Here is a 24,864-nt window from a genome sequence, read left to right on the forward strand (position 1 = left end):
TTGCTCTTTGGTTAATGGTGATGATATCGCAATGTGTTAGCTTTTTGTTTCTTTAAGTTGTTGTAAATTAATGTGTTTTTTCGTTGTCAAAGTGTTGACCTTTTGCTTGAGTTGGGCCTACTATTCAAACCGAAATAGGTACTGTGATGAATTGCAGACCGTTTTGAAAACAAAATAATTAAAAAATATTCTAGGGAGAATCCAATGTTAAATAATCAAGTTTCAAAAGCTGTTCGCTTAGCGATAGCTTTTGGTGCAGCATCTACAGCTGTATTTTCTGCAAACTCGATAGCTGCTGACGAAGGTGTAGAAAAAGTAGAGCGTATTCAAGTTACTGGTTCACGCATAAAGCGAACTGATATTGAAACAACTGTACCAATTACATCAATTGGCCGAAGCGATATTATTCAAATGGGCGCATTGAATGTAGCCGATGTTTTGAATCAATCTCCGGTCACTATCGCTGGTTCAAATCAATCAAATAGTGCATTCGGTACTACAGGTGTTGGTCTTAACACTACGTCTTTACGCAACTTAGGTTCCTCAAGAACTTTAGTGTTAGTGAATGGTCGTCGCTTTGTATCAGGTGTTTCTCCTTCAAGCGGTTATGCGGTTGACTTAAATGCAATACCAGCATCAATGATTGAACGTATTGATATTCTTAAAAGTGCTTCTTCAGCAGTTTATGGTTCAGATGCTGTTGCTGGTGTTGTGAACATAATTACGCGAAGCGATTTTGAAGGTGTTGAAGTTAACGCTCAAACAGGTGTTTCAGATGAATCTGATCGCGAAAAATATTCTTTAAACCTTACTGCTGGTAATAGCTGGGATTCAGGTAGTGTAACAATTGCTGCTGGATATGATGATGATAAGGGTTTGAAGTCATCCGATCGAGACTTCTCAAGGTATGATGAAGCTATATTTTTGAATGATGAAGGTGGTGAATATGTAGGTGTTCAAAACTCTTCATACCCACCTCAAGGCCGTGTTGGCGGATATAATGCAGATGGTACACCATATGTAGGTGATGAGAATTCATTCAATCGTGCATCTTACAGACAGTTAGTGACTCCGCTTGAGCGTAAATACGCAGCAGTTAACTTTAAACAAGATATTTCAGATAGTGTTCACTCTTTCACGGAAGTAAACTGGAATTCATCTAAAACATACAACTCGACTATTGAACCGACTCCTTTCACTACGGATGATGTATATCTACCTTCACGTGGTGGCGTTGGTGGTATTAAGCTGGGAAGCCCTTTAGTTCCAGATCTTTTACGCCAAAATTTAATGTCTGATAATCCTGATTTGACAATGGATGATAATATCCCAACGCTAGTTCGCCGTATGGTTGAGTTTGGTGCTCGCTCAACAGATTTAGAGCGTGATACTATTCGTATTGCGACAGGTATAGATTGGGAAATTAATGACAACTGGCTTTTAAACTCTTATATCTCATGGGGTAAAACTGACCAGCGCCAAGAAAATGGTGGTCAAATAAATGTTGAACGTGCTGCAAATGCATTAGATGTATATACTAATGCAGAAGGTAACGTTCAATGTTCTAATGATTTAGCAGTACTTCAAGGGTGTGTGCCTTTAGATTTGTTCGGTGCAGGAACTTTGTCTGATGAAGCCGTTGCATATGTAAGATCACCTGCAAAATCTCAAGGTCAAGTTGAGCAGTTTATATTTTCAACAACCCTTTCTGGTGAATTACCAATTGAGTTAGAAGGTGGTATGGTTGGGCTAGCTGTTGGTGCAGAACATCGTCTTGAAAAAGGTTCATACTCTCCAGGTGATTTAGCGCAAACTGGTGCTTCAAGTACAAATAAATCTGAGCCTACAAATGGTAGCTTCTACACTAACGACGTTTTTGTTGAAACTGTTTTACCAGTTCTAGAAAATGTTGAACTAGATTTAGCCGCTCGCTATTCGGACCATGAAATTGTTGGCGGACAAACAACATGGAATGCAGGTGTACAATACTCTCCTACAGATACAGTAAAATTAAGAGCATCAGCAGCACGAGCTATTAGAACTCCAAATATTGCTGACTTATTCGGTGGTAGAGGCGAAACTTTTTCAGGTGTTGCAGATCCTTGTGATGCAATTACTGCATCATCTACAGGAAATGTAGCTGCTAATTGTCTTTCTATCGCTGAAGTGGCTAATAGAGTTGCTGCTGAAGGCGCATTCAATTTGACAACTATTGAACGTCAGAGCACTGGTGGTTATATTGGTGGTAATGAAGATGTAAAAGAAGAAACATCTGATTCATTTAGCGTTGGCGCTATTTGGCAAGTAACAGATGAATTTTCATTAACGCTTGACTACTACGATATTGCTGTAGATGACGCTATTGCTACTACTGCTAGAACAACTGTATTGAACCGATGCTATGGTGTTGATCCATCTGACTTTGATGCTACATGTGGTGGGGCAATACGTGATACAAGAGGTGCCTTGACAGAAGTTAGCTCAGGGACTAGCAATGAAAATGATTTAAGCACAAAAGGTTTAGATATAGAATTAAGTTATAAGCAAGAATTTGCTTTCGGGCAATTATCAGCGGACTTGATATGGAATCATTTGTATGAGTATGTTGAAACATCAATTGAATCTGGTGAAGAGATTGATTACAGAGGTGAGGTATTAACTCCTACTAATCGTGCAAATTTAAATTTAGGCTATACAGTTGATGACTTTGCAGTATCATGGCGCATGAAGTATTGGGCAAGCTCAAATGATAGTAATATTGAAGGGAATCAAAATTTTTCAACGGGAGCCCCTTTAGACAAGTTTAATCGCTTCCCGACTGTTATTTATCACGATCTATCAGGTACTTATAACATCACTGCTGGAACAGACGTTACTTTGTCAGTTCGGAATGTTTTCGATAAGCAACCTCCTGTAGCAAACCAAAGTTCAGTAAGTGGAGCATCAGGTATAAACACTGTTGGTGAAGCTTATGACGTAACTGGTCGTTACTTCCAATTGAGTTTTACTACTAAATTCTAATTGTTATTTATATAAGAACGATAAAAACCGCGATTTTAATCGCGGTTTTTTTATGGATAAATTTTATATACATTAATAAATTATGTGCCGTAGTTATTTTTGAAAAATAGCCTTATACTAAAAAAGAATATTTAAATAATTCCAATCACACAATTTAGCGAGATATAGATGAAAGAAGTCCGATCTTTTATTAAAACAGCATCATTAACGGATCTTGAAAAAGCTCAACAGCTTATCAATGATGCAATTTCAAAATATACCCAGCAGCAAAAAGCGAAACAGGAAGTTTTGGATCTTTTAAAAGAAAAAGGACTTACGCTAGAAGATTTACAAGATGGAGCATCAGACAAGCGCACTAAAGTTAAGCCTAAGTACCGCATGGAACTTAATGGTGAGACTATTGAATGGACTGGCCGAGGCCGTCGTCCTAAAGCGTTTGAAGGTGTTGAGCTTGAAAAGTTTTTAGCTTAAAGCTAAATATAAGAGAAGCTTCGGCTTCTCTTTTTTGTTTACCCCTCAATAAAATATAATTAAAGTCTAAATGTCATAGCAGTAATTTGCTAAAATCCCCTTATTAAAATCTATTTGTTTTCCCATGAGCTATAAACTAAGACCTTACCAACAAGAAGCCGTAGAACGCACCGTTTTACACTTTAGAAAGAGTAATGATCCTGCCGTTATTGTACTACCAACCGGCGCAGGTAAGAGTTTGGTTATTGCTGAACTTGCGCGTATAGCTAAGCAAAAAATATTAGTGCTTGCTCATGTAAAAGAGCTGGTAGAGCAAAATTCACAAAAATATAAAAGTTTTGGTTTAGAGGCGAGTATATTTTCAGCAGGCTTAAAAGAAAAATCATTAAACCATCAAGTAACCTTTGCCAGTGTGCAATCACTTTCTCGTAATTTAAATAAATTAAATGAGCATTATTCATTACTTATTATTGATGAATGCCACAGGGTAAATGGGGATAAAAAAAGTCAGTACGGTAAAGTAATAAACAGTTTAAAAGAGTATAACCCTCAGATAAAAGTATTGGGTTTAACAGCAACACCTTATCGGTTAGGAATGGGGTGGATATACCACCACCATTATCATGGTTTTGTTAAGGGTACTCAAGAAAGTCCGTTTAAAAGTTGTATTTTTGAATTGCCGCTCAGGTATATGATCAAACATAATTATTTAACGCCCCCTAACGAAGTTGATGCAGCAATTAGCCATTATGATTTTTCGTCATTAGATAGCAATGCATTTGGGCAATATACGACTGATGACATGAATGCGCTTTTAAAAAACAGTGAGCGCGCAACGCAGGCTATATTACAGCAAGTAATTCAATACAGTGAAGAGCGCGAAGGTGTTATGGTTTTTGCAGCCACGGTAATGCATGCCCAGGAAATATTAAGCTACTTGCCAGCTCATCAAAGTGCACTAATCACAGGTGATACGCCAAACACTGAGCGCGATAAAATTATTAAGCAATTTAAAGCTAAGCAATTAAAGTATTTAGTTAATATATCGGTACTAACTACAGGATTTGATGCGCCACATGTCGACTTTATAGCTATTTTAAGACCTACAGAATCGGTTAGTTTATATCAACAAATTGTGGGGCGAGGTTTAAGGTTATCTGAATCGAAAACGGATTGCTTAGTAATAGATTATGCTGGCAATGGTTTTAATTTATTTCACCCAGAGGTAGGTGATAAAAAAGGCGATAGTGATAATGAACCTGTGCAGGTACTTTGTCCTGGTTGTGGGTTTGCGAATATATTTTGGGGTAAAACAGACTCCACTGGCAAAGTAATAGAGCACTTTGGCAGGCGTTGCCAAGGCCTGTTAGAAGATGATGATGGGCATAAAGAGCAGTGCGATTATCGTTTTAGGTTTAAAGAATGTGAGCAGTGCGGTGCCCAAAATGATATTGCTGCACGTAAATGCCATGATTGCGGCGCGGTAATGGCCGACCCTGATGATAAGTTACGCAATGCATTAAACTTAAAAGACGCACTTGTGCTTCGATGCAGTGGGTTATCGGTAACTCTAATTAAAGATGAACTTATTAAAGTAACGTATTTTGATGAAGATGGCGCAAGTTGCGATGAGGTATATAACCTCGCAAATAAAGGCGGGCAATTTATATTTAATAAGCAATTTGGTCTACGAGTAGGACTTGGACAAACACCTATTAATTTTAAAACTGCAGCGCAAGTAGTAAGCGCACAATTTGAATTAGTACCACCAGATTTTGTTATTGCACGAAAAAGCAAAAAGTATGGTTGGAAAGTGGCTGATAAGCTATTTGACTATAAAGGCAATTTTAGGAAGGCAAACCAGTTAAGCCGTTAAGCTTAACTGGTAGAGTGCATTGAACTAATACAATTAAAAGGCAACTAAGCCTCGTCACCGTCCATTAATCCCCAGCCATCACCGTATCCATTAAAGCTATTAGCAATACTTTCTATGTATTGCTCAGCTTGGCCTAAAAGGGTGTGCTCTGGCACCATTTGTACTTGAGTGATTACTTCCCAAACGCCAGTGTCTTTACATTTTTCAAGTTCAGCCTTTTGAACTAATGCATCAGAGACTATTTCTTTAGCAAATTTTTCAGCATCGGCTTCTTGTTCAAATAAAATAAAAAAATCGACTTGGTGCATTTTATTTAAATCAATGCCAGCAGCGGCTATTTCGGCTAAAAGTTGGCCGTTATCATCATCAGGGAATTGCATTAAAAACTCATTTAAAATTAATTTTTTATTCGTAGGCACTATTGTAACTAAAATATTGTCTTAACGCGTACTAATTTTAATTATGCTGATACTTATTCAAAGTTAAATTTACGCGTTAGATTGTCATTAAGTTAATGTGTTGCTCATTATGGCTATGCTAATATGCGTGTAATTAAACAGTTTTTTGTAAGATATAAAAGTAAGGATATTTACTTGTTTATTAAGTTTTTACGTTGCATATGTGTTGTGAGCGCTTTAATTGCGACAAATAGCTATGCGGCAGAAAAAGTCATAGAAGATTACGAAATTGAAGGGTTAAGTGGCGATTTAGAAAATAACGTAGCTCTTTACCTCAAGCAGTTAATTGGCGAGAAGCCAACCCGTACACTTCGCCGTTATGCTCAAAAACAAGTACAAAATAGCATCAAAGCTCTTGGCTATTATAGCCCGACCGTCGAGGTTATTTATGATAAAGACGACAGCGAGCTAATTGTTAAAGTTGAGCGAGGTCCTGCAACTCGCATAGAAGCAATTAATATTACGCTAAACGGCGATGGGCAAAATGATACTCAATTACAGGCATTAATTAAAAATACCAACTTAAAACAAGGTGATGTTTTAAATCATGGTAGATACGACTCTGCTCATAAAAAACTAGAATCTATGCTATTGGAGCTTGGCTATTTTGATGCAAAGTGGCCAGCGCGCAAATTAGAAGTGTCACTTAAGAAAAATAGTGCTGTTATTACTTTTGTAATTGATACTGGGGTTAGATATCAGTTTGGTGATATAAAAATTGCCAGTAATACACCTGCTGAAAAATACATACGCTCGCTTGCGCCTTTTACTCAAGGTCAACCTTATAAATCAACACATATTGCTGACTATAATTTGGATTTATCAAGCACCCCTTATTTTGCAAGCGTTCGCGTTTACGCCGATATTGCTGCTCGTAAAAATGGCCAAGTACCTGTTAAAGTTGATGTATCATCCAAGCCTGCGAATAGTTTTGAAATAGGTGCAGGCTTCACTGAAACAGAGCCTAGGGTTCGCTTTAAATGGACGAAGCCTTGGATTACAGAAAATGGGCATTATTTAGAAGCAAATCTCAATGTTTCTGAAAAACAGCAAAATATTTCAATGGCTTATACCGTACCTGTTGATGATCCTAACGATGATCTATGGCGCTTTTCTGCCGGTTATAAATTAGAAGATGAGCTCGCAGAAGATACCTACAGTGAAATATTAACTGGTCAATTACAGCGCCAATGGTTAACCGAAAATAAGTGGGTGCGTACTGCATTTTTACGCCGCGACCAAGAAACCTACCGCATCGGTGATGAAGAGGAAGAAAGCACCGAAATGTTAATGCCGGGCATTAGCTACGCCCGCAAAAAATCAAAAGGCGGCACGACTCCATACTGGGGAGAGCAGTGGCTTATATCTGCTGAGTTTGGTTTAGATGATGTGCTTTCGAGTACTAATCTGATTAGGGTGCAAATGCAACATGCGTGGTTACGTACATACTTAGATAAGCATTTAGTGTTTTTAAAAGCAAATGTTGGTGCAATGCTTGTTGATGATATTGAAAACGTACCTTACTCACTGCGTTTTTACGCAGGTGGCGATCAAAGTGTTCGTGGTTTTGCGTACCAATCAATATCGCCGGAAAATGATGATGGCGATCTCATTGGTGGTAAATACTTACTAACCAGTACAATAGAGTACAACTATCAGTTTGCTCAAAACTGGCGCGCAGCTTTATTTGTTGACGGTGGTACTGCGACGAATGATTTTTCTGATGATTTTGAAGTAGGCGCTGGTTTTGGTTTTCGCTATTTAACACCCGTTGGCCCAGTGCGTATAGACCACGCTTGGGGATTAACAAAAGAAAGTAAAAGCACACGTTTAAGTATTACCATAGGGCCAGAAATTTAATGTCAGTATTAAAAAAGATAACAGCCGCCGTAAGTGCTATTTTTGTCACGTTAGTTGTTGCACTATTTTGTTTGTTATTTACCGCACCCGGTAATCAATTTATTGCTTATAGTGCAAACAAAGTGGTAGATGGACTACATATTGAAATTAAAGATGGCCGTTTTATTTATAATGATGCCTTTAATGTTCGCTTTACTAGCAACGGATTGGATTTTAATGCACAACAATTGAAAATTGATTTGTTTTGGTGGCAGTGCGATGGAATTTGTATAGATAACTTAAGTGCTAAATCTATAAATTTAACATTACCAAAAACTGCAGAGTCGCAAGAAGAAGCCGCTGCAGAGCCGCTTGAAAAAATCAGCTTACCTTTTAGTATTGCTGTAAAAAACATTGCGATCAATAAATTTACGCTAGAGCACCCAAGTGCAAACGTAAGCGTTAATCACTTTAAACTCTCAGCAAAAGCAGAGGGTTCAAAGCTGACGGTTAAAAGCCTGAATATTCCCACCATACTTGTTGCTTTAAAAGAGCAAGAACAAGATGCGAAAACACAAACGGCGCAAAATACTCAAGCGCCTTTAACGCACCTACCCGCATTACCTAATATAGAATTTACTTCACCACTTGATTTAGTTGTTGAAGACTTTGAAATAGCTAACATTACGATTGAGCAAAACGAAGCCCAACATGTTATTGAAAACATCTCGCTGCAATTAAGTGTGGAAGATGCGGTTATTAATTTAGAGTCATTCTCAGCAAAGTATGAGCAGTGGCAGCTTAATACGCACCTTAATGCTGAGCTTGCAGGGAATTTGCCCGTGAAAGGGGATGTTGTTTTACAAAGCGACGAGCACCAAGCCAATTTGCAGTTGAATGGTGACTTATCAAATCTAAGCTTAAATTTAGAAACGCAGGGGCAATATCCACTTAGTTTAACGGCAACGGCAAATTTAAAGCAAAAAAACTATCCGTTTGAGTTAAATGGCAAAATTAAACAGTGGCTTATTGATGCACAAAGTAATGAGCTTAAAGTGCGAAATGTAAGCCTCAATGCACAAGGTAATGCCGACGATTACCAGCTTAGCCTACAGGGGAATAGCCAATTAGGCGCGTACCCAGCTGTTGACTTAAATACCCAATTAAAAGGCAGTCTCACCAAAGCAACTTTACAAGCGCTAAGCATTAAAGCGAACGAAAGCAGTGCAACTATAAAAGCCAATGTTGATTGGCAAAAAGGCATACAGGCTAACTTTAATGGCACGCTTGCTAACTTAAAAGCGCAGTACTTAACTGATGCCGCTACCAGTGATATTTCGGGACAGTTTAAAGGCTCGTTTAATGCAGCTGACGACAAGTGGCAGCTACAAATGAATAATACAAAGTTAAACGGATTACTTAACGACGTGCCACTAGAATTTGCCTCGAACTTTAAGCTCGACAACACGTTAAAAGCTAATATTGATAGTTTTTATTTAAGTAGCGGCACCAATAAATTAGCACTAAGCGGGCAAGTTGATGACACTTGGCAAGTTGATGGCAAAGTAACGCTTAAAAGTGATGAAAAAGCTAATATTCCATTTACTGCCGATGGCAACGCAAATTTAAAAGTAAGGGGGGAAAGGTTAACGCCCTCTGTTGATTTAGCGCTAATACTCGATCGCTTTATTTTTGATGAAATAAACATTAATAAATTATCAGTAAAAGGGCAGTTAGATACCGCAGCCGATTGGCAAACTGATGTTTCGGTAAGTGTTGGTTCGGCGCTTATGGCCGAACAGCAAATTAATAGCGTTAAAATTGATATTAGCGGCGACAAAACAGATCACCAACTTACGGCATCTGTAGATGCTGAGCAAGGCAGTGTAGAGCTTGAAGTTAATGGCAAAATTAATAATACCACTTGGAATGGCGAGCTTAGTAATGTAACGCTCAGCGATAAAAAGCTTAGTTTTAGTAATACTAAAAATATTGCCATTATGGTTAATACGCAAAGTGGCGACTTTGATGTAAGTGCACATTGTTGGGCATCTGAGCAAAGTAAATTGTGCATAGACACCTTAGCGCAGTCAAAAAACCTCGGTCAGCTAAATGCTAAATTAAGCAACTTAGCACTTGAGGAACTTAAGCACTTTTTACCTAATAGCATTCGTACTCGCGGTAATATAGCTGGCGATGTAGCACTTAATTGGCAAAGCGGTGCGCTTAAAACATTACGCGCAAATATCGATTCTAGCGACTTAGAAGCGGTGCTTACATCAGAAGAAGATCGTTTTAAATTACCAATCGAAACTCTAACTGTTAGTGCATTTTCAGACTCTCAAGTTGGCAAGCTTGAAGCTAATTTAGAATCAAGTGTGCTTGGTAAAATAAACACACAAATTGATATTGACGACATACAAAATACGCAAGCGCTTAACGGCACTATAAATATTGATAAAATTCTCCTTTCAGACTTACAACCATTTCTTGAAACCCTTGAGCAGTTAAAAGGTGATATTAGCGGAAAAGTCGCGTTAGCAGGTACGTTAAAAGATCCATTATTAAATGGCGAGCTTAATGTGAGCGATATTAGTTTAGAGGGCGAGCAATTGCCTATAGCGCTGCAAAAATCAAATATAAACGTATTGTTTGATAAAACAACAGCCACAATAAAAGGCAACTTAAACGACAATCAGGGCGGTAAAATAAATCTCACCGGTGACGTTGATTGGCAAGGTGCGCAACCTGCTGTAAATGTGGCGGTAGTTGGCGAGCAGTTTTATGTACGTGCGCAGCAAGGGGTTACTTTTAAAGTATCGCCGGATTTAAAAATAGGCTTGGCTAATAATGCACTCAAGCTTGCTGGTGAGGTAGTTGTGCCTTACGGTCGTATAATGATTGAAGAGCTCCCAGAGGGCGCAGTGCAAGTTAGCGATGATGAAATTATTGTTGATCAAAAAACCGAGGCCACCGAAACAGTTCCGTTTGATTACGACATAGATTTAAAAGTGATTGTTAAAAACGATGTAAAAGTAGAATCGTTTGGCTTGGAATCAAAAGTTGCGGGTGATTTAGCGATAAAAATGAGTCAAGGAGCACCAATTATAGCCACAGGTGAGCTTAACTTAATTGAAGGTACTTACTTAGCCTTTGGGCAAGATTTAATAATCAGCACCGGGCAAGTCGGTTTTAGCGGTTCAATTGAACAACCATTTTTAAATATTAAAGCAATACGTAACCCCGATACGACTGCAAATGGTGTCATTGCAGGGGTTACGCTTACGGGTAATGTTGAACAACCAACGCTTAAAATATTTTCTGAGCCTGCGATGGATCAAGCACAAGCACTTGCATATTTACTTAATGGCCAACCTTTGGGTGACGGGGAAAGTTCGTCAAGCGATGCTATGCTCACACAGTTATTACTTTCTCAAGGGGTTAGCCGCAGCGAAGGGGTTGTTTCTAAGGTGGGTGAAACCTTTGGGTTATCAGATGTAAGTTTAAGCTCATCTGGTAGTGGCGATAGCACCAAAGTAGAAATATCAGGTTACGTAGCACCCAGCTTACAAGTTAAATATAGCGTGGGTGTATTTGATTCGCTCAGTGAGGTGGCTGTGCGATATCAGTTACTTTCACAGTTATACATAGAAATAACGAGCGGCCTATACCAAAATGTTGATGTGCTATATAAGTTTGACTGGGAATAACCAAAACTATAATAATTATAAGGATATGAGTGATGAAAAAAATTATATTGCCAGCTCTGCTTAGTGTTTTATTAAGCGGTTGTGCTCAACAATTTGGCAATGATGTTGTTAATCAAGAGCTACCTTTATTGAGCGCGAGTGAAGTCATTGCTAGTGCAACAGACAATGACTGGCGAGTGGTGGACGCTCAAAATATTTTAAAGATAACGCTGCCAACGGGCGATGCGTACATTGAGCTTAATGAGCTGCTTGCCCCAAAGCACGTTCAAAACATTAAAAAGTTAGCACGAGAAGGGTTTTATAAAAATACCAGCGTTTATCGGTTTGTTGAAGGTTTTGTAGCGCAAGGTGGCGACAGCTCGGGTAAAAAATTAATTAAAACAGCGGATAGAACAATCCCTGCTGAGTTTTATTCAACAACAAACAAGCCACTTTTAATTACTGAGCTAAATGGCGACGGATATGCACCAGTTACTGGCTTTTTAAACGGCTTTGCAGTAGCTCAAAACTCAGCACATACGCAAACATGGCAAGTGCATTGTAGTGGCGTGTTTGCCATGGCGCGCGATAACGATATAAATAGTGCGAGCACGGAGTTTTTTGTAACGATAGGGCAAGGCCCGCGCTACCTTGATAAAAACATTACGGTGTTTGGTCGAGTGCTCGAAGGTATAGAACATTTTAACCGTTTAGCGCGCACGCCAACTGAGGGAAAAGCATTTAACCCAATTACCAATATACAAGTCCTTGGCGATGTCCAAAGCGATAAAAGTATATTTAAAGTGATGAAAACAAACTCGGCTGTGTTTAAAAACTTAATCAGTGCTCGTAAAAACCGTGTTGAACCTTGGTTTGTTAAAGCACATAACTACGTTGATGTGTGTGGTATGCCCATACCTACTAAGCGCGAAGTTATACCAATTCCAATAAATAGCTGATCTATTTTACTTGCTATAACAACCCATTTCTTTGTTGTAAATTTCACAAAGGGAACAACCATTTACATCAATTTACGCCTAGAACTGAATTGTTTTTTCTGCGTAAAATTTAGATCACATACTTAATGGAATTGGTATTAATTAAAGAATGTAAAAAAGGAGGCTAGGCTCCTTTTTTAATACTCATATTCCAGTTTAAAATAACCTACTGACGATTAATTTTAACTGCAAATGGCGTATCGTTATAATGCGTAGAGCGATACGGGTTTATATCAAGCCCACCGCGACGAGTATAACGCGCGTAAACCTCTAACTCTTTAATATTAAGTTGTGTTGTTAAATCGCTATAAATACGCTCAACACACTGCTCATGAAATTCGTTATGTGTTCTGAACGAAATTAAGTAACGCAATAACGACTCACGACATATTTGCTCGCCTGTGTATCGTATAATGACACTTGCCCAGTCAGGCTGGGAGGTAATTAAACAGTTCGATTTAAGTAAGTGGCTATAGAGCGTTTCTGTAACTACGTTATCACTTTTTGCTTTAAGTGAATTAGCATCAATGTCGTAATTATTAATCTCAATATCTAAATCATCAATACATTCACCTGGCAGCGCCGTACACGGTAAGCAATTGTAATCGTCAGGATTGTATAAAGTCACTTTGACAGGGCTGTTAACCGCGTTTGATAAGTCATCAATTAAATGCTGTTTTACTATATCAATGCTTTCAAATCGGGTTTGGTTAAAGCTATTCAAGTAAAGCTTAAACGACTTTGACTCAATAATATGGCTGCTTTGGCATTCAAAGGTAAATAAGGCCACGGCAACTTGCGGTTTACCTTTAGTATTTAGCCATGAAAGCTCGTAACCTGTCCAAATATCTTGGCCTTTAAATGGAAGCTCTGCTTCGTCAATATTTAAAGCATCACGATTTAGTTTGCGCGCAATAGGGAAAAGCAAGCTTGGCGTGTACACATCTACATACTCAGTAGATTGGCCTAATACGCTACCTTTAAGGTCTGGAGAATTGCTGTAATCTGTCATGTTTGCTCTTAAATAGTTACAATAGGGACATTATATCTAATTTAAATGAGTTTCACAGTATGTCTGTTGCATTGCTTATAGAACAACTTCATCAAACATTTAGCGAAAATACCCTTAAAAACACTACAAAGTACCCACTTATTGCGCACGACGAGCAATGGCCAAGCCCATGTGAAGTTGGTGAGGTTGACGAGCAAGGAAACATTCAATGGCAGGGGGCGCGTCAGCAACCTGCAGGTTCGCTTAATGATTTAGCCAGTGCACTAGAACTTGAGTTTCCAAAAGCGCTTAGCGAGCTATACGGACATATGTACGGTGGAAGTATTTTAGCAAGTATTGATGGGCATCAGGTTGAATTACTACAAGCATGGAACGAAGAAGACTTTAATTTGCTACAGCAAAATATAACGGGCCACGTTTTAATGAAACGCAAGCTTAAGCAGCCAGAAACTGTATTTATTGGTTTAACAGATCAAGATGATTTACTAGTAAGTGTATTGGTACACACTGGTGAAGTATGTTTAGAGCATGTAGGCAAAAAAACACACCATGTACTTGCACCTAACATTAATGCTTTTTTAAAGGCATTAGAGGTTTAGAGTCTATTCAACAATCAGCTTGGTGCAGTTAGCACCAAGCTGTTGTTATTCATTGATTTAGTGTGATCACTGAAAATCCCACGATATATTAGACACTAAGCCACATGGCTCACACCTAAAGTCGAATAACCCAAACCACGATTCAGGTAATTTCCAGTCGCCATTACAACTAGGGCATTTTCGTTCAAGTTCAGACGCTTTATCTACGCCGCCTACACGGTATAAATAATAGTAGGTTGGCTTTTTGGTTAAAAAACTAATTCGCTTTGTTATGTCTTTTCCGCGTCTGTATAAGTCACTTTGAATACTCGATATTTCTTCAAGCGCCGGAAACTCACAACGGGTTGCGCCATTAATTTGAATTTGATCGCAGGCTTGCCAATCTTCTTGCCATTTTATAAGCGTTTTATAGTCACCATTAGCAATTGCCGGAATACGAAATAGCGGCACAGGCAAAAAGTCATCACCACAATAAAGCGGGCTGCACGTATGCACATAGGTTGTATATAAAATATAACTTGATGGTTCTTTGCAGCAATCAGCGCCGTTGGAGTGAATATCTTGTCCGATCACTTTTACTTTTGGCGCAAGTAGCCCAGCACTATGTAACTTTTCGATACTGTGCTTAACAAACGGGCTGTTATTTAGCGGGTGCATTGCATCTTCAGTAGGGCACATAACGCGGGTAATAAAAAATCCATCTTTTAAAACGGTTGGAAATTCTTCCCCCATTATTTGACCATTAAAACGCAGTGCATTTACTAAGCGATTTATTGCTTGTTCGGCTTGTTCTAGGGTGGTGTCTTGGTAGCAATCAAAAGTTAAATCAACAACGAACATTTATAGTCTCAAATTATTTTTGTTCTAGCAGCGCAAGAAGTTTATCGAGTTTTTGCTCAATTCTATCTAATTGACTTGTTTTAAGCTCAGTATTATCTGACTGCTGTGGGTTTCTCATGAAGTTATTAATTGAATCAGGATTGTTTTTATATTGGCTTACTGCTGCAATAATCATAGGCATTGGAACCGGTTGCGCCAAACGGCTTTTAGTTAGTGCTACAGTAGGGGTTTTGCCTTCATCGAGAAGGGCTTTGATTGCATCAAATACAACTGAATTCATTAGATATATAACTCTTTAATAAAATAAATACGCAGCATATAAATGCTGCGCAGATGCTATGTTAGCAATAAATAAGGGAGGGTACATTAAATAAAATTACTTACTTTGACGAATGCGTACATCTAACTCGTCAATTACTTCACTCCAATCTCCGTCTTGTGCAAGGGATTCAGCTAAAAAGTGCTGTTGTGCCTCATCCCAAAAAGAAGCTTCTTGGAGTAATGTTGTGTCTTCTAATTCATGTGAGGCAATAAATGCATCTATTTGCTCATCACTATTTGGTAATCCAAGCTGTGCAAAAAGTGTGTTAATGTCGTGTTTTGTCGTATCCATGATATTGCTCCTTTAAATGAATGAAAATTCATACTAGTACCTAACTGTACCTCCTGCTAGTTAAACTCTCGCTGAATTTACGGTTAATAATTTTAGGTATATAGTTAGGTTTAAAGTTAAACAGCCTATAGCTAAAATAATAAAGGAAATACAATGAGTGTAACCACACCAGCTGATACGTTCAGCGTACAGTATTTAGCTGCAGAAGATATTAGTACTGCAGCGAGCCTAATTTATCAGGCTTATCATGACGATCCTGTATTACTAAACATGCTTAGCTACAATGACGAAAATAAATCAGTTTACGAAAAAAAATTACGATCATTAATTCGCGAAGAACTCAGTAGTTTTTGGCAAGAAAAACAGCCATTAATTGGTTTATACCGCAACGATAAATTAAAAGCAGTAGCGTGTGTATTTGAATCTAATAGCCAATTACAAGCGCAGCGTTATTGGCACTGGCGTTTAAAATTAATGCTGAGTGCGGGCTACTTACAAACAAATCAATTAATAGATAAAGAACAAACAATTAGAGACGCCCTTAAACAAAAAGGCAATTACTATTTTTTAGCTTTTATTGCCGTAGATCCGCATTTTCATGGACAAGGCTTTGGTCGTTACTTACTACGCGGGCTTGACGACTTAGTTAAATGCAACGCTGAGTCAACAGGGATGGCTGTATTTGTAACACGTAAGGAGCACATTGAATTTTTTAAAACTGAAAAGTTTGAAGCATTTAAACACCTTACTTTTAACCAAGTAGAGGGCGAGTTACTGTTTAAACCAATAATTGAGCCAACTATTTAAAATTATAATGTAAGCCAATGCGCCCAAACGGACATAAGACCGTGAGATATATCTCACATCATCGTAAGCATTGTCACTTAAAGGCTGCTAATAAGTAGCCTTTTTTGTTCTAAGTTATTGTTCTTCAGTGTTTATTTTTTTTTTTCATTTTTGTGACGTTTATTTATTTAATGTTAAGTCCTATTTCTCCCCCCTGATTGCTTTAAACTTCTCTTCGTCAAGACGACATAGCTCAATGATTGAGTTACTGCCAAGGATACGGAATAGGCAACATAGCAGACGCTAGCAGGAAGCATAAAGGACAAGCTAAAACGGATACAAGGAAGAATAAGGAAGTGCATGAAGCACTTAGTAGCTAGGAGTTACTTTAGGATAATCACGGATGACGCTACAGGAAGTAGCAGGAGCGTTAGTTTACGCAGGACAGCCAAGATGGCAAGTGGACATTGCAGGATGCAAAAAGTGGCAGGAGCTACTTTAAAGGATTACCAGGGATGATGCTACGGGACGTAGCCAAACGATAGATTTCGTGGGTTTGCCAAGATGGCTATGGATATTGCAGGATGCAAAAGTGGCAGGAGCTACTTTAAAGGATTACCAAGGATGATGCTGCGGATGTAGCCAAACGATAGATTTCGTGGGTTTGCCAAGGTGGCCATGGATATTGCAGGATGCAGTGTGAGGGTAAACAAGGTTGTTTACTCGTTCAGGGGATGATAATACGGATTTAAGATAATGGATATCTAGCAGGATGCAGTCCAATTGGGGCGTAACTTTAGTTACGCCTTAGTTTTTTGTGTTGAATTAAATTTATTAATTTAAGACATATACTCCTAAAGTATATTAAGTTTTATATTTTATGGGGTGGAACAACCACACTTTTCAAAAACTCATTTTCCATAATTAACACACCTTGATAAGCATTTTCACCGTCGCTTGAAAACTCAAATATAAATTCACTTTTAATGCCTGGCTTGCCGTTCTTTAAAAAACCAAAGCGGCGTTTTGTGCATGCAACACTCATTAACTGCACCTGCAGTTGCTCACTTTGACGTTTAGCATGAACGTTCGCCGCTTCAGCAACCTTTCGGTTAAGCCAAAATAAGTAAATTACACTACCAATAAGTATGAACGTCCATAAACTTGCCATTTAAGAGAATAACCTTCCAATTGCACGCGCGAGGGTTTCGCTACGATTTTCTTTACGTAATAAGCCTAATAAATGCGGGCGAATAGTCGGTATTGCAACTAAGTCAGCAAAAATACTTGGAAACAATTCTTCAATTTTTTGATGATGCGCGCAATTATCCATAAATACATGTAAGCGTTCAGGGTTTTCTAATTGTTTAAAACACCGCCCAGCGATTGTTAGTAACACGTCAGAGTCGTGCTTCACTGGTGAGCTTAGTACAGTATCAACTAATTGAGCGCATAACCCTTGAGCTTGACCTTTTGAAGCTGATCTTAGTGCTGCGGTTATAGTTAATGTATCGTTATTACTAATTGCGGTCTGTGTGTAATCAACAAGTAACTCACTCATTGATGTTGGTATTTCAACGTGTTCAAGCATGGCACTGAGTGGTTGTAGTACTTCAATAGGTAAATGCGCCCATGCTTTTTGCAGATTACTTAAGTTTGTATCGCTTTCTAAGCGTAGTGCAAAATCGGCAATACCCTGAAGTGCAACACTTTGCCAATTATCAAAACCAATTTTACCGCTAAAGTACAGTTGTGCATGCTCGTAATACTGCGATGCAGGCTGTTTTAATAGTACTTTTACTTGGGCGTTAAATGCCGCTAATTTATTTGCGTTTGGTGTAAAAACATAAGGGTTATTATCAAGCTTTCCATCGGCTTGTTCGCCTGTAATTTCAGTGCCTAGCGCTTGAATAACCATATCAGCAAAGTGATCGCGACTAGCACTTACCAGCATACTTTGCTCATCAAGTGGAAATTTTAAAAACCATACATACGGTTCTTTACTGGCTTTAGTATCCCAAAATTGAATAGCGAGCCATGCATGACCAGCAAGTGGATAAGGGTAAGGCACTTGAGCTTGTTCAATAGCTAAAAATTGTTTTTTATCAAGCTTAGTAATGTGCCTGCCAATATCAAAAGCACGCCACTGAGTACCCGCACCATCTAAAAGCTGACCTAATGTAGCTATTTGATCACTCATTGTTTTCTCAACTGTTTTTACTGCAAAATTACATTAATTATACGTCATAGCCGCTTGTGAGGGAACAGGGTATAATTGCATTACATATATAAAAGAGGGTGGTTATGTACCAGCAAACCCAAACTTATTTAGTGCAGCTAACGGCACTTTTACAAAAACACGCGCTTTGGCAAAGTGAGCCAATAGACGCTGAGGCACTGCTTTCAAATACTCCTTTTTGTCACGATACAATGGCATTTGAGCAGTGGTTACAGTTTGTATTTATTGACAAAATACAGCAATTAATAACACATAGGCAACCACTGCCGCGTAACTTTGCTATTGCCCCTATGGCGCAAATGACACTTGTGAATAAAGCCGGAAGCGATGAAATTATTGAATTACTAACAGCCCTTGATACCTTTTTAGGAGAACCAAATGAGTGAGCGTCCAGCGCCTATTGAATATGGCGAGCTGACTATTTTGTATCAAGATGAAAACTATGTGGCTATAAATAAGCCTTCAGGTTTATTAGTGCATCGCTCGTTTTTAGATAAACACGAAACCCAGTTTGCTATGCAAATGTTGCGCGACCAGCTAGGGCAACATGTATTTCCAGTACATAGGCTCGATAGACCTACGTCGGGCGTATTGCTGTTTGCATTGAACTCGGAAGCTGCTCGCGATATGAACCAGCTATTTATTGAAGGTACTATTGCTAAGCGCTATTTGGCCTTAGTGCGCGGCTTTGCGCCAGAGTCAGTATTTTTAGATAAACCGCTTAAAGAAGAACTTGATAAAATAGCCGATAAGTTTGCAGATCAAGATAAAGCACCGCAAGAAGCGCAAACCCAGTTTAATTGCTTGCACCAAGCTGCATTGCCTATTCCTATAGGTAAGTATCCAACAGTGCGTTACTCGTTAGTTGAGTGTTTTCCAAAAACCGGGCGAAAGCATCAAATTCGCAGACACTTAAAGCACTTATCACTGCCTATCATTGGTGATGTAAATCATGGTGATAACCAGCATAATCAATTTTTTAGAGAGCATTTTGAGCTAAGACGCTTAATGTTATTTGCAACAGAGCTTAGTTTTGTGCACCCTTATAGTAATGAATCAATAACAATTAAAGCGCCACTAGGTGAAGACATGCTTGAAATATGTAAGCAGCTAGGTTGGCCAGAGCAAGAAAAGGATTATTAATGGCACATATTAGTATTTTTGTAGGCAGCGTTAATGGCGGTGCAGAGCGTTTAAGCGATGAAGTTGCAGCCACAATAGAGCAAGCGGGTCATACTGCTACAGTAATTACAGAAGCATCGCTTGATGATATAAAAAATGCATCGCATATTTTAATTGTTACCTCCACAACAGGCCAAGGTGATGTACCGAGTAATTTGGCCGGATTGTACTTTGCAATGAATAGCACTTTCCCAATGCTTACCGATAAACCGTTTGGTGTAATTGCAATGGGTGACAGATGTTACGGCGATACATTTTGTGGCGCAGGGCGAAGCTTTGACGAGCTACTTCGTGATTTACAAGCAAAGCCTGTGGGCAACCGCCTAGAAATAGATGCATGTGAAGATTTTGAACCGTGGCCGGTAACCGAGCCTTGGTTAAAAGTATGGCTAGAAAAACTACCTGCTTAATCCTTTAATTTTAAAGTATTAAAAAAGGAGCGCATGCGCTCCTTTTTACTTTTAATATAGTTTTATAAATTAACTACTTCTGACATCTACTTTAAGTTTTAGCTTTTGGCCAGGTTGTAAGTATTTTTGACCGGCTAAATTATTCCACTTAATAATTTCGTTAACGCTTAGATTAAACTTAGACGCAATACGTGCAAGTGAGTCACCACGGCGTACTTTGTATGTAATAGTACGGTTGGTACTTGCCGTTGCTTGTGGTTTATTAGCTGACTTATACACAGTAAGTTTTTGATTTAGGCGCAGTACAGAGTTTTTCTTTAGCTTATTCCATTTAGCCAACTCATCCATAGTTACATCATATTCGCGGCTAATGTCCCATAACGTGTCGCCACTTTTAACTGTGTGCGAAAGCTTTGTGCGAGTTGCTTTATTAGCAGCTAAACGCATCTGCTTTGGTAAATGTTCGCTATTTATAGCGCCATCAGTAAGCGGGACTAATAATTCTTGGCCTACTTTAATCGTATTTGATTTGAGTTTATTAAGCGATCGGATTGCACTTGAGCTCGTTGTAAACTTTTTGGCAATTACTGATAAGCTGTCGCCTCGAGCCACAATATAACGTTGCCAGCGTAATCTGTTTTTAACATCAGTGTTTGCTAGTTTTTGGCTAAATTGCTCTGCTTTATCTACTGGCAGTAATAAAGAATGTGGGCCATTAGGATCAGTTGCCCAGCGGTTAAAACCAGGGTTTAATCTGTATAGCTCAGTAAGCGTCATATCGGCCATATCAGCAGCAAGTGCTAAATCTATTTGCGAGCCAACATCAACCACTTCAACCACTTGTGCATTAATTACTGGTTGCCATGTAACGTTAAAATCATCTGAGCGTTTTAATAAATCGGCAAGTGCTAATAACTTTGGTACGTAGGCTGTTGTTTCGCTAGGTAAATCAAGAGACCAAAAATCGGTAGGTAAATGCTTTTTACGATTCTTTTTAATAGCGCGCATCAAGCGCCCTTCACCTGAATTATAAGCAGCAATCGCATTTAGCCAATCGCCTTCAAGTGTTTTATGTAAATACGACAAGTAGTCAAGTGCTGCGCGAGTCGACTGCACTATGTCGCGACGACCGTCGTACCACCAGTTTTGTTTTAAATCGAATCGCTCACCGGTTGCAGGCATAAACTGCCAAATGCCCGATGCGCTGCGATTAGAATAACCAAATGGGTCAAATGCGCTTTCTACAATAGGCAGTAGTGCAATTTCGATTGGCATTTCGCGCTTTTCTACTTCTTCAACAATAAAGTGTAAGTAAGGTTCTGCACGTTTAGAAATACGATCTAAATAGGCTTGGTGGCGAGCGTAATAGTTACGTTCAGTAACAACAGGGCGGTTTTGCGGTATTTCGATAGAAAGTTGGTAGCGAATTCGCTCCCACACATCATCAAACACGGGCGCTTCTTGCTCATCAGAGTCAACTTGCTGATATTGTGCGTTTACCATCAATGCATTGTTAATGTCGTTAGGACTTGCGCCTTCGAGTTGTTGGTTTGCTTGCGTGGCAACTTGAGAGTCTGACTCTAATGTTGTCACAGTTTGACAACCACTTAGCGCTAACGCCAAGGCTACTAATAGGGGAGATTTATTCATAAATACCAATACATCGGGTAAAAAACTCGGCGAATACTACCTGTTATGAGTTAACATTGCCACTTAATGACTTTTTAAAACGCAGAAATAGAATCATCACTATATCTTAAGTTAATGATTCTAATGAAATAAATATTAAAGCATTAGTTTTTGCATTAAAAATTGTCTTTGAACTGTCTCAGACTCGCAAAGTTTCCCCAAGGTTCATTGTTTTTTGTAACCGAGATAAATTTCTCTGGCACTAACTCTATAATGGTTGGCAAATCGCTACGCATAAATGGATTTATTTTTAGCTCCTGTCCAATAGAGGTCGGTAGAGAAATTTGATTATTACTGCGTAATTCATCTACTTTTTTACTGTACTCAAGGAGTTCTGGATTGCGTGGTTCAACTGCTTCGGCAAAGGCAAGATTAGCTTGCGTGTATTCGTGCGTGCAATAAACAACACAGCTTGCAGGCAGCTCTCTTAGTTTATTAAAAGATTTCCACATTTGCTCTGGCGTGCCTTCAAATAAGCGCCCACATCCGCCGCTAAATAATGTATCGCCTGTAAAAGCAAGTTCATCATTTGTGTAACAAATATGATCAAGCGTATGCCCAGGAGTTGCTAAAATAGTAAAGTTAATATTAAGCACACTGATGCTTTGTCCATCAGTGAGTGCGTGAGTGACGCCTTTAAATGGACTATTTGCAGGGCCATAAACCGATATATCTGGATAGGCGTCAACTAATTCAGCTACGCCATCAGTGTGGTCGTAGTGATGATGCGTAATTAAAATGCCACCAAGCGTTAGTTTGTGCTCAGCTAAGTACGTTAATACGGGATGTGCTTGGCCTGGATCGACTACCCATGCTTGGTTACTGTTATCGGTAGTTAAACACCAAATGTAATTATCAGAAAAGGCTTTAATTGCTTTGACTTGCACCATGGTAAATTGCTCTATAAAGTGACACTTATCGCATAGTATAACGAGCTCAAAAAATGAAACCAGCCCTTAGTTTTCAAGAAGGACCCAAACCACTGTCGTGGCAGCAGTTTCCTCATGGGGATTATTTACGCACAGATATTGAACGTAAAATGGAGCAATGGCTTCCGCGTATGTTTGGCTATCATATGCTTAAGTTGGGTAATTTAAGTGGCGAATTAAACACAAGTATAAGTACGATTAAACACCAAGTGTGTGTTGCAGAGCCTGGGCCTTACACTGGGGTAGTTGCTGACATAGATGAATTGCCATTTTACGAGCACAGTATTGATGCTTGTATACTAAGCCACTGCTTAGAGTATCATTCAGACCCACATCACATTTTACGAGAAGCACATCGCACGCTTATTCCGGGCGGTTATATACTAGTGACTGGTTTTAATCCGTTTAGTTTGTGTGGGCTTGCACAAATGCTGCCTTTTAGTGGTCAGAAGTTACCATGGACGGGGCGCTTTTTTACCCCTGCGAGGGTTAAAGATTGGCTAAATTTATTGGGTTTTGAAATTGTAAGTGACGAACGTTTTATTTATTCATCACTGGCAAGAGGTAACAGGTTATCAAGATTTGAGTTTTGGCGGACTTTTGCAAAACAGTATTTAAAACCAATGGGCAGTGTTTATATGCTGGTGGCACGAAAGAGAGTTGCGCCACTTACGCCGATAAAACCTAAGTGGCATGCTAGGCCGCAGTTTGCACCAGTAAAAGGGGCAGGGCTTAGACAAACGTCAAAGCAACACTTTAAATCGTGCGAGCAAAAAAATAATACCAATTGCATTAAATAAGTGATCTATCATAGCGCTAAGAAAATAGCACATTAACAAGGCGAAAATTGTGACATATAGTTGTTCTATATGAATAATTTTTAACGCAGTTAGTGAGTTATTTAATGCGATAGAATGAACATGTTTTTAATAAAATTGGTATAACAACTAGCTTAGAATAAATTTAAGGCTGGTAGCCTACATCTTCTAGTAAATCTTTACTGCCAGCGGCATCGCGCGCTAAATCGTCAACTATTTCGTTGTATTTATTGCCGCTATGCCCTTTAACCCACTTCCAAGTTACATTGTGCTCGCTACAGGCTTTATCTAAGCGTTTCCATAAATCGACGTTTTTAACCGGCTTTTTAGCTGATGTTAACCAGCCACGTTTTTTCCAGTTAGTGATCCACGATTCAATGCCTTGCTTAACATATTGGCTATCGGTTGTTAGGTTTACATCGCATTCTCGAGTGAGTGATTCTAGGGCAACAATAGCCGCGAGCATTTCCATTCGGTTATTTGTTGTGAGTTTATAACCTTGGCTCATTTCTTTTTCGTGGCCGTTATAAATCATAAAAATACCATAACCGCCGGGGCCTGGATTACCTAAACATGAGCCGTCGGTGTAAATCTCTACGGTTTTTTGCACTGTTTTACCTTGATCTTATGTACAATAAAGTGATTATAGAAAGATACCAGAATCAGGCTAAATTCGATATGGCACGTAGACAAATAGTTTTAGATACAGAAACCACCGGCATCGACCCTAAACAAGGGCACCGTATTATAGAAATTGGTTGTGTGGAGTTAGTAAATCGCCGTTTAACAGGCAATAACTTTCACGTTTATATAAACCCACAACGCCCAAGCGAAGAAGAAGCAATCGACGTTCACGGTATCACTAACGAATTTTTACGTGATAAACCGTTATTTCATCAAATTGCCCAAGAGTTTTTCGACTATATTGAAGGGGCAGAGTTAGTTATTCATAACGCGCCGTTCGATATTGGCCATATGGATAATGAATTTGCACTACTTAATCAGGGCTATCCTAAAACAGAGACTTTTTGTCAAGTTCTCGACACGCTTAAAATGGCGCGTGACTTGCATCCAGGTCAAAAGAACAATCTTGATGCATTATGTCGTCGTTACGATGTAGATAACGCAAAGCGAACACTTCACGGCGCGCTACTGGATTCTGAAATTTTAGCCGATGTTTACCTTGCCATGACGGGTGGTCAAACAAAGCTGAATTTGAATCAAAACAAAGATGACGGCAGCGAGCAACAGAAAGGCGGTATAAAGCGTTTAAATAGTGATAGAGCCCCATTAGTTGTATTGCGAGCAAGCGACGCTGAGCAAAGCGCACACGAAGCACGATTAGATCTTGTAAACAAAGAAGGCGGCCAATGTATATGGCGCGCAGAATAAGGC

Annotated in this window: 23 protein-coding genes; 13 read left to right on the forward strand and 10 right to left on the reverse strand. The window is 39.0% G+C overall.

The window, feature by feature from the left end; all coding sequences use genetic code 11:
* Positions 1–204 precede the first annotated feature (204 nt).
* The 3 genes from H5159_RS12070 (at position 205) to H5159_RS12080 (ending at position 5,368) form a co-directional block, all read left to right on the forward strand.
* Positions 205–3,021, forward strand: coding sequence for a TonB-dependent siderophore receptor (locus tag H5159_RS12070; protein ID WP_024597662.1), 2,817 nt, complete (start codon positions 205–207; stop codon positions 3,019–3,021).
* Positions 3,022–3,189: 168 nt separating this feature from the next.
* On the forward strand, positions 3,190–3,492 hold the full coding sequence (locus tag H5159_RS12075; protein WP_007586043.1) for an H-NS family nucleoid-associated regulatory protein: 303 nt from the start codon (positions 3,190–3,192) through the stop codon (positions 3,490–3,492).
* Between the two features lie 124 nt (positions 3,493–3,616).
* On the forward strand, positions 3,617–5,368 hold the full coding sequence (locus H5159_RS12080; RefSeq protein WP_182780349.1) for a DEAD/DEAH box helicase: 1,752 nt from the start codon (positions 3,617–3,619) through the stop codon (positions 5,366–5,368).
* A 44-nt stretch (positions 5,369–5,412) separates the two neighbouring features.
* On the opposite strand, the gene H5159_RS12085 is transcribed toward H5159_RS12080, so the two are convergent.
* Positions 5,413–5,748 (reverse strand): ribonuclease E inhibitor RraB, encoded by a 336-nt coding sequence (locus H5159_RS12085; protein ID WP_002958248.1) that lies wholly within the window; start codon positions 5,746–5,748, stop codon positions 5,413–5,415.
* 213 nt (positions 5,749–5,961) lie between these two features.
* On the opposite strand from H5159_RS12085, the gene H5159_RS12090 reads away from it, so the two are divergent.
* From H5159_RS12090 to H5159_RS12100, 3 genes are read left to right on the forward strand one after another with little or no spacing between them, the layout of a single operon-like run.
* Positions 5,962–7,686, forward strand: coding sequence for an autotransporter assembly complex family protein (locus H5159_RS12090; RefSeq protein WP_182780350.1), 1,725 nt, complete (start codon positions 5,962–5,964; stop codon positions 7,684–7,686).
* On the forward strand, positions 7,686–11,375 hold the full coding sequence (locus H5159_RS12095; protein ID WP_182780351.1) for a translocation/assembly module TamB domain-containing protein: 3,690 nt from the start codon (positions 7,686–7,688) through the stop codon (positions 11,373–11,375). The genes H5159_RS12090 and H5159_RS12095 overlap by 1 nt, the downstream gene beginning before the upstream one ends.
* A 32-nt stretch (positions 11,376–11,407) precedes the next feature.
* Positions 11,408–12,313 (forward strand): peptidylprolyl isomerase, encoded by a 906-nt coding sequence (locus H5159_RS12100; RefSeq protein WP_182780352.1) that lies wholly within the window; start codon positions 11,408–11,410, stop codon positions 12,311–12,313.
* A gap of 205 nt (positions 12,314–12,518) precedes the next feature.
* On the opposite strand, the gene queF is transcribed toward H5159_RS12100, so the two are convergent.
* Positions 12,519–13,364, reverse strand: a complete 846-nt coding sequence (gene queF, locus H5159_RS12105; RefSeq protein WP_182716168.1) for an NADPH-dependent 7-cyano-7-deazaguanine reductase QueF — start codon at positions 13,362–13,364, stop codon at positions 12,519–12,521.
* Positions 13,365–13,423: 59 nt separating this feature from the next.
* Here queF and syd point away from each other — a divergent pair, with 59 nt between their 5' ends.
* Positions 13,424–13,963, forward strand: coding sequence for a SecY-interacting protein (gene syd, locus H5159_RS12110; protein WP_182682298.1), 540 nt, complete (start codon positions 13,424–13,426; stop codon positions 13,961–13,963).
* Between the two features lie 66 nt (positions 13,964–14,029).
* Here syd and H5159_RS12115 read toward each other — a convergent pair whose 3' ends face one another.
* The 3 genes from H5159_RS12115 to H5159_RS12125 all read right to left on the reverse strand — a co-directional run bounded on the left by H5159_RS12115 (position 14,030) and on the right by H5159_RS12125 (position 15,416).
* Positions 14,030–14,803 (reverse strand): Zn-ribbon-containing protein, encoded by a 774-nt coding sequence (locus H5159_RS12115; protein ID WP_002958242.1) that lies wholly within the window; start codon positions 14,801–14,803, stop codon positions 14,030–14,032.
* Between the two features lie 13 nt (positions 14,804–14,816).
* Positions 14,817–15,083, reverse strand: a complete 267-nt coding sequence (locus tag H5159_RS12120) for a hypothetical protein (protein WP_007378199.1) — start codon at positions 15,081–15,083, stop codon at positions 14,817–14,819.
* 96 nt (positions 15,084–15,179) lie between these two features.
* Positions 15,180–15,416 carry a DUF2789 domain-containing protein gene (locus H5159_RS12125; RefSeq protein ID WP_002958240.1) on the reverse strand — a complete coding sequence of 79 codons (237 nt, stop codon included), beginning with the start codon at positions 15,414–15,416 and terminating at the stop codon, positions 15,180–15,182.
* A 153-nt stretch (positions 15,417–15,569) separates the two neighbouring features.
* On the opposite strand from H5159_RS12125, the gene H5159_RS12130 reads away from it, so the two are divergent.
* Positions 15,570–16,223 carry a GNAT family N-acetyltransferase gene (locus H5159_RS12130; RefSeq protein WP_154903551.1) on the forward strand — a complete coding sequence of 218 codons (654 nt, stop codon included), beginning with the start codon at positions 15,570–15,572 and terminating at the stop codon, positions 16,221–16,223.
* An 850-nt stretch (positions 16,224–17,073) separates the two neighbouring features.
* On the opposite strand, the gene H5159_RS12135 is transcribed toward H5159_RS12130, so the two are convergent.
* Together H5159_RS12135 and H5159_RS12140 are read right to left on the reverse strand one after the other, a co-directional pair.
* On the reverse strand, positions 17,074–17,373 hold the full coding sequence (locus tag H5159_RS12135; RefSeq protein ID WP_002963032.1) for a DUF3301 domain-containing protein: 300 nt from the start codon (positions 17,371–17,373) through the stop codon (positions 17,074–17,076).
* The gene (locus H5159_RS12140) at positions 17,374–18,402 is read right to left on the reverse strand and encodes a DUF3549 family protein (protein ID WP_182780353.1); all 1,029 of its coding nucleotides are present in this window, start codon (positions 18,400–18,402) and stop codon (positions 17,374–17,376) included.
* Positions 18,403–18,506: 104 nt separating this feature from the next.
* Between H5159_RS12140 and H5159_RS12145 the strand changes: the two genes are divergently transcribed.
* From H5159_RS12145 to H5159_RS12155, 3 genes are read left to right on the forward strand one after another with little or no spacing between them, the layout of a single operon-like run.
* Positions 18,507–18,827, forward strand: a complete 321-nt coding sequence (locus H5159_RS12145; protein WP_182693623.1) for a YqcC family protein — start codon at positions 18,507–18,509, stop codon at positions 18,825–18,827.
* On the forward strand, positions 18,820–19,584 hold the full coding sequence (truC, locus tag H5159_RS12150; RefSeq protein WP_024597672.1) for a tRNA pseudouridine(65) synthase TruC: 765 nt from the start codon (positions 18,820–18,822) through the stop codon (positions 19,582–19,584). Before H5159_RS12145 ends, truC begins: the two co-directional genes overlap by 8 nt.
* Positions 19,584–20,033, forward strand: a complete 450-nt coding sequence (locus H5159_RS12155) for a flavodoxin (RefSeq protein WP_010553680.1) — start codon at positions 19,584–19,586, stop codon at positions 20,031–20,033. Before truC ends, H5159_RS12155 begins: the two co-directional genes overlap by 1 nt.
* A 69-nt stretch (positions 20,034–20,102) precedes the next feature.
* On the opposite strand, the gene H5159_RS12160 is transcribed toward H5159_RS12155, so the two are convergent.
* Positions 20,103–21,683: a LysM peptidoglycan-binding domain-containing protein gene (locus tag H5159_RS12160; RefSeq protein ID WP_149602939.1), complete on the reverse strand. Its 1,581-nt coding sequence runs from the start codon at positions 21,681–21,683 to the stop codon at positions 20,103–20,105.
* Between the two features lie 155 nt (positions 21,684–21,838).
* A complete protein-coding gene (gene gloB / locus H5159_RS12165; protein WP_182721490.1) occupies positions 21,839–22,612 on the reverse strand; it encodes a hydroxyacylglutathione hydrolase in 774 nt (257 codons plus the stop codon).
* Positions 22,613–22,665: 53 nt separating this feature from the next.
* Between gloB and H5159_RS12170 the strand changes: the two genes are divergently transcribed.
* Positions 22,666–23,451 (forward strand): class I SAM-dependent methyltransferase, encoded by a 786-nt coding sequence (locus tag H5159_RS12170; protein ID WP_002963022.1) that lies wholly within the window; start codon positions 22,666–22,668, stop codon positions 23,449–23,451.
* Positions 23,452–23,614: 163 nt separating this feature from the next.
* On the opposite strand, the gene rnhA is transcribed toward H5159_RS12170, so the two are convergent.
* The gene (rnhA, locus tag H5159_RS12175) at positions 23,615–24,079 is read right to left on the reverse strand and encodes a ribonuclease HI (protein WP_002963021.1); all 465 of its coding nucleotides are present in this window, start codon (positions 24,077–24,079) and stop codon (positions 23,615–23,617) included.
* Positions 24,080–24,147: 68 nt separating this feature from the next.
* Between rnhA and dnaQ the strand changes: the two genes are divergently transcribed.
* Complete coding sequence (gene dnaQ, locus H5159_RS12180; RefSeq protein ID WP_182694170.1) at positions 24,148–24,861, forward strand: DNA polymerase III subunit epsilon; 714 nt, start codon at positions 24,148–24,150, stop codon at positions 24,859–24,861.
* The last annotated feature ends 3 nt before the right edge of the window (positions 24,862–24,864 follow it).

Origin of the sequence: Pseudoalteromonas sp. SG43-1 (assembly GCF_014164415.1) — a bacterium.
Classification (GTDB): domain Bacteria; phylum Pseudomonadota; class Gammaproteobacteria; order Enterobacterales; family Alteromonadaceae; genus Pseudoalteromonas; species Pseudoalteromonas distincta.

What these genes read in the sequence shown, in the direction of transcription:
- H5159_RS12070 (WP_024597662.1), top strand. Translation starts at nt 205, where the DNA reads ATGTTAAATAATCAAGTTTCAAAAGCTGTTCGCTTAGCGATAGCTTTT.
- H5159_RS12075 (WP_007586043.1), top strand. Translation starts at nt 3,190, where the DNA reads ATGAAAGAAGTCCGATCTTTTATTAAAACAGCATCATTAACGGATCTT.
- H5159_RS12080 (WP_182780349.1), top strand. Translation starts at nt 3,617, where the DNA reads ATGAGCTATAAACTAAGACCTTACCAACAAGAAGCCGTAGAACGCACC.
- H5159_RS12085 (WP_002958248.1), bottom strand. Translation starts at nt 5,748, where the DNA reads ATGCAATTCCCTGATGATGATAACGGCCAACTTTTAGCCGAAATAGCC.
- H5159_RS12095 (WP_182780351.1), top strand. Translation starts at nt 7,686, where the DNA reads ATGTCAGTATTAAAAAAGATAACAGCCGCCGTAAGTGCTATTTTTGTC.
- H5159_RS12100 (WP_182780352.1), top strand. Translation starts at nt 11,408, where the DNA reads ATGAAAAAAATTATATTGCCAGCTCTGCTTAGTGTTTTATTAAGCGGT.
- queF (WP_182716168.1), bottom strand. Translation starts at nt 13,364, where the DNA reads ATGACAGATTACAGCAATTCTCCAGACCTTAAAGGTAGCGTATTAGGC.
- syd (WP_182682298.1), top strand. Translation starts at nt 13,424, where the DNA reads ATGTCTGTTGCATTGCTTATAGAACAACTTCATCAAACATTTAGCGAA.
- H5159_RS12115 (WP_002958242.1), bottom strand. Translation starts at nt 14,803, where the DNA reads ATGTTCGTTGTTGATTTAACTTTTGATTGCTACCAAGACACCACCCTA.
- H5159_RS12120 (WP_007378199.1), bottom strand. Translation starts at nt 15,083, where the DNA reads ATGAATTCAGTTGTATTTGATGCAATCAAAGCCCTTCTCGATGAAGGC.
- H5159_RS12125 (WP_002958240.1), bottom strand. Translation starts at nt 15,416, where the DNA reads ATGGATACGACAAAACACGACATTAACACACTTTTTGCACAGCTTGGA.
- H5159_RS12130 (WP_154903551.1), top strand. Translation starts at nt 15,570, where the DNA reads ATGAGTGTAACCACACCAGCTGATACGTTCAGCGTACAGTATTTAGCT.
- H5159_RS12135 (WP_002963032.1), bottom strand. Translation starts at nt 17,373, where the DNA reads ATGGCAAGTTTATGGACGTTCATACTTATTGGTAGTGTAATTTACTTA.
- H5159_RS12140 (WP_182780353.1), bottom strand. Translation starts at nt 18,402, where the DNA reads ATGAGTGATCAAATAGCTACATTAGGTCAGCTTTTAGATGGTGCGGGT.
- H5159_RS12145 (WP_182693623.1), top strand. Translation starts at nt 18,507, where the DNA reads ATGTACCAGCAAACCCAAACTTATTTAGTGCAGCTAACGGCACTTTTA.
- truC (WP_024597672.1), top strand. Translation starts at nt 18,820, where the DNA reads ATGAGTGAGCGTCCAGCGCCTATTGAATATGGCGAGCTGACTATTTTG.
- H5159_RS12155 (WP_010553680.1), top strand. Translation starts at nt 19,584, where the DNA reads ATGGCACATATTAGTATTTTTGTAGGCAGCGTTAATGGCGGTGCAGAG.
- H5159_RS12160 (WP_149602939.1), bottom strand. Translation starts at nt 21,683, where the DNA reads ATGAATAAATCTCCCCTATTAGTAGCCTTGGCGTTAGCGCTAAGTGGT.
- gloB (WP_182721490.1), bottom strand. Translation starts at nt 22,612, where the DNA reads ATGGTGCAAGTCAAAGCAATTAAAGCCTTTTCTGATAATTACATTTGG.
- H5159_RS12170 (WP_002963022.1), top strand. Translation starts at nt 22,666, where the DNA reads ATGAAACCAGCCCTTAGTTTTCAAGAAGGACCCAAACCACTGTCGTGG.
- dnaQ (WP_182694170.1), top strand. Translation starts at nt 24,148, where the DNA reads ATGGCACGTAGACAAATAGTTTTAGATACAGAAACCACCGGCATCGAC.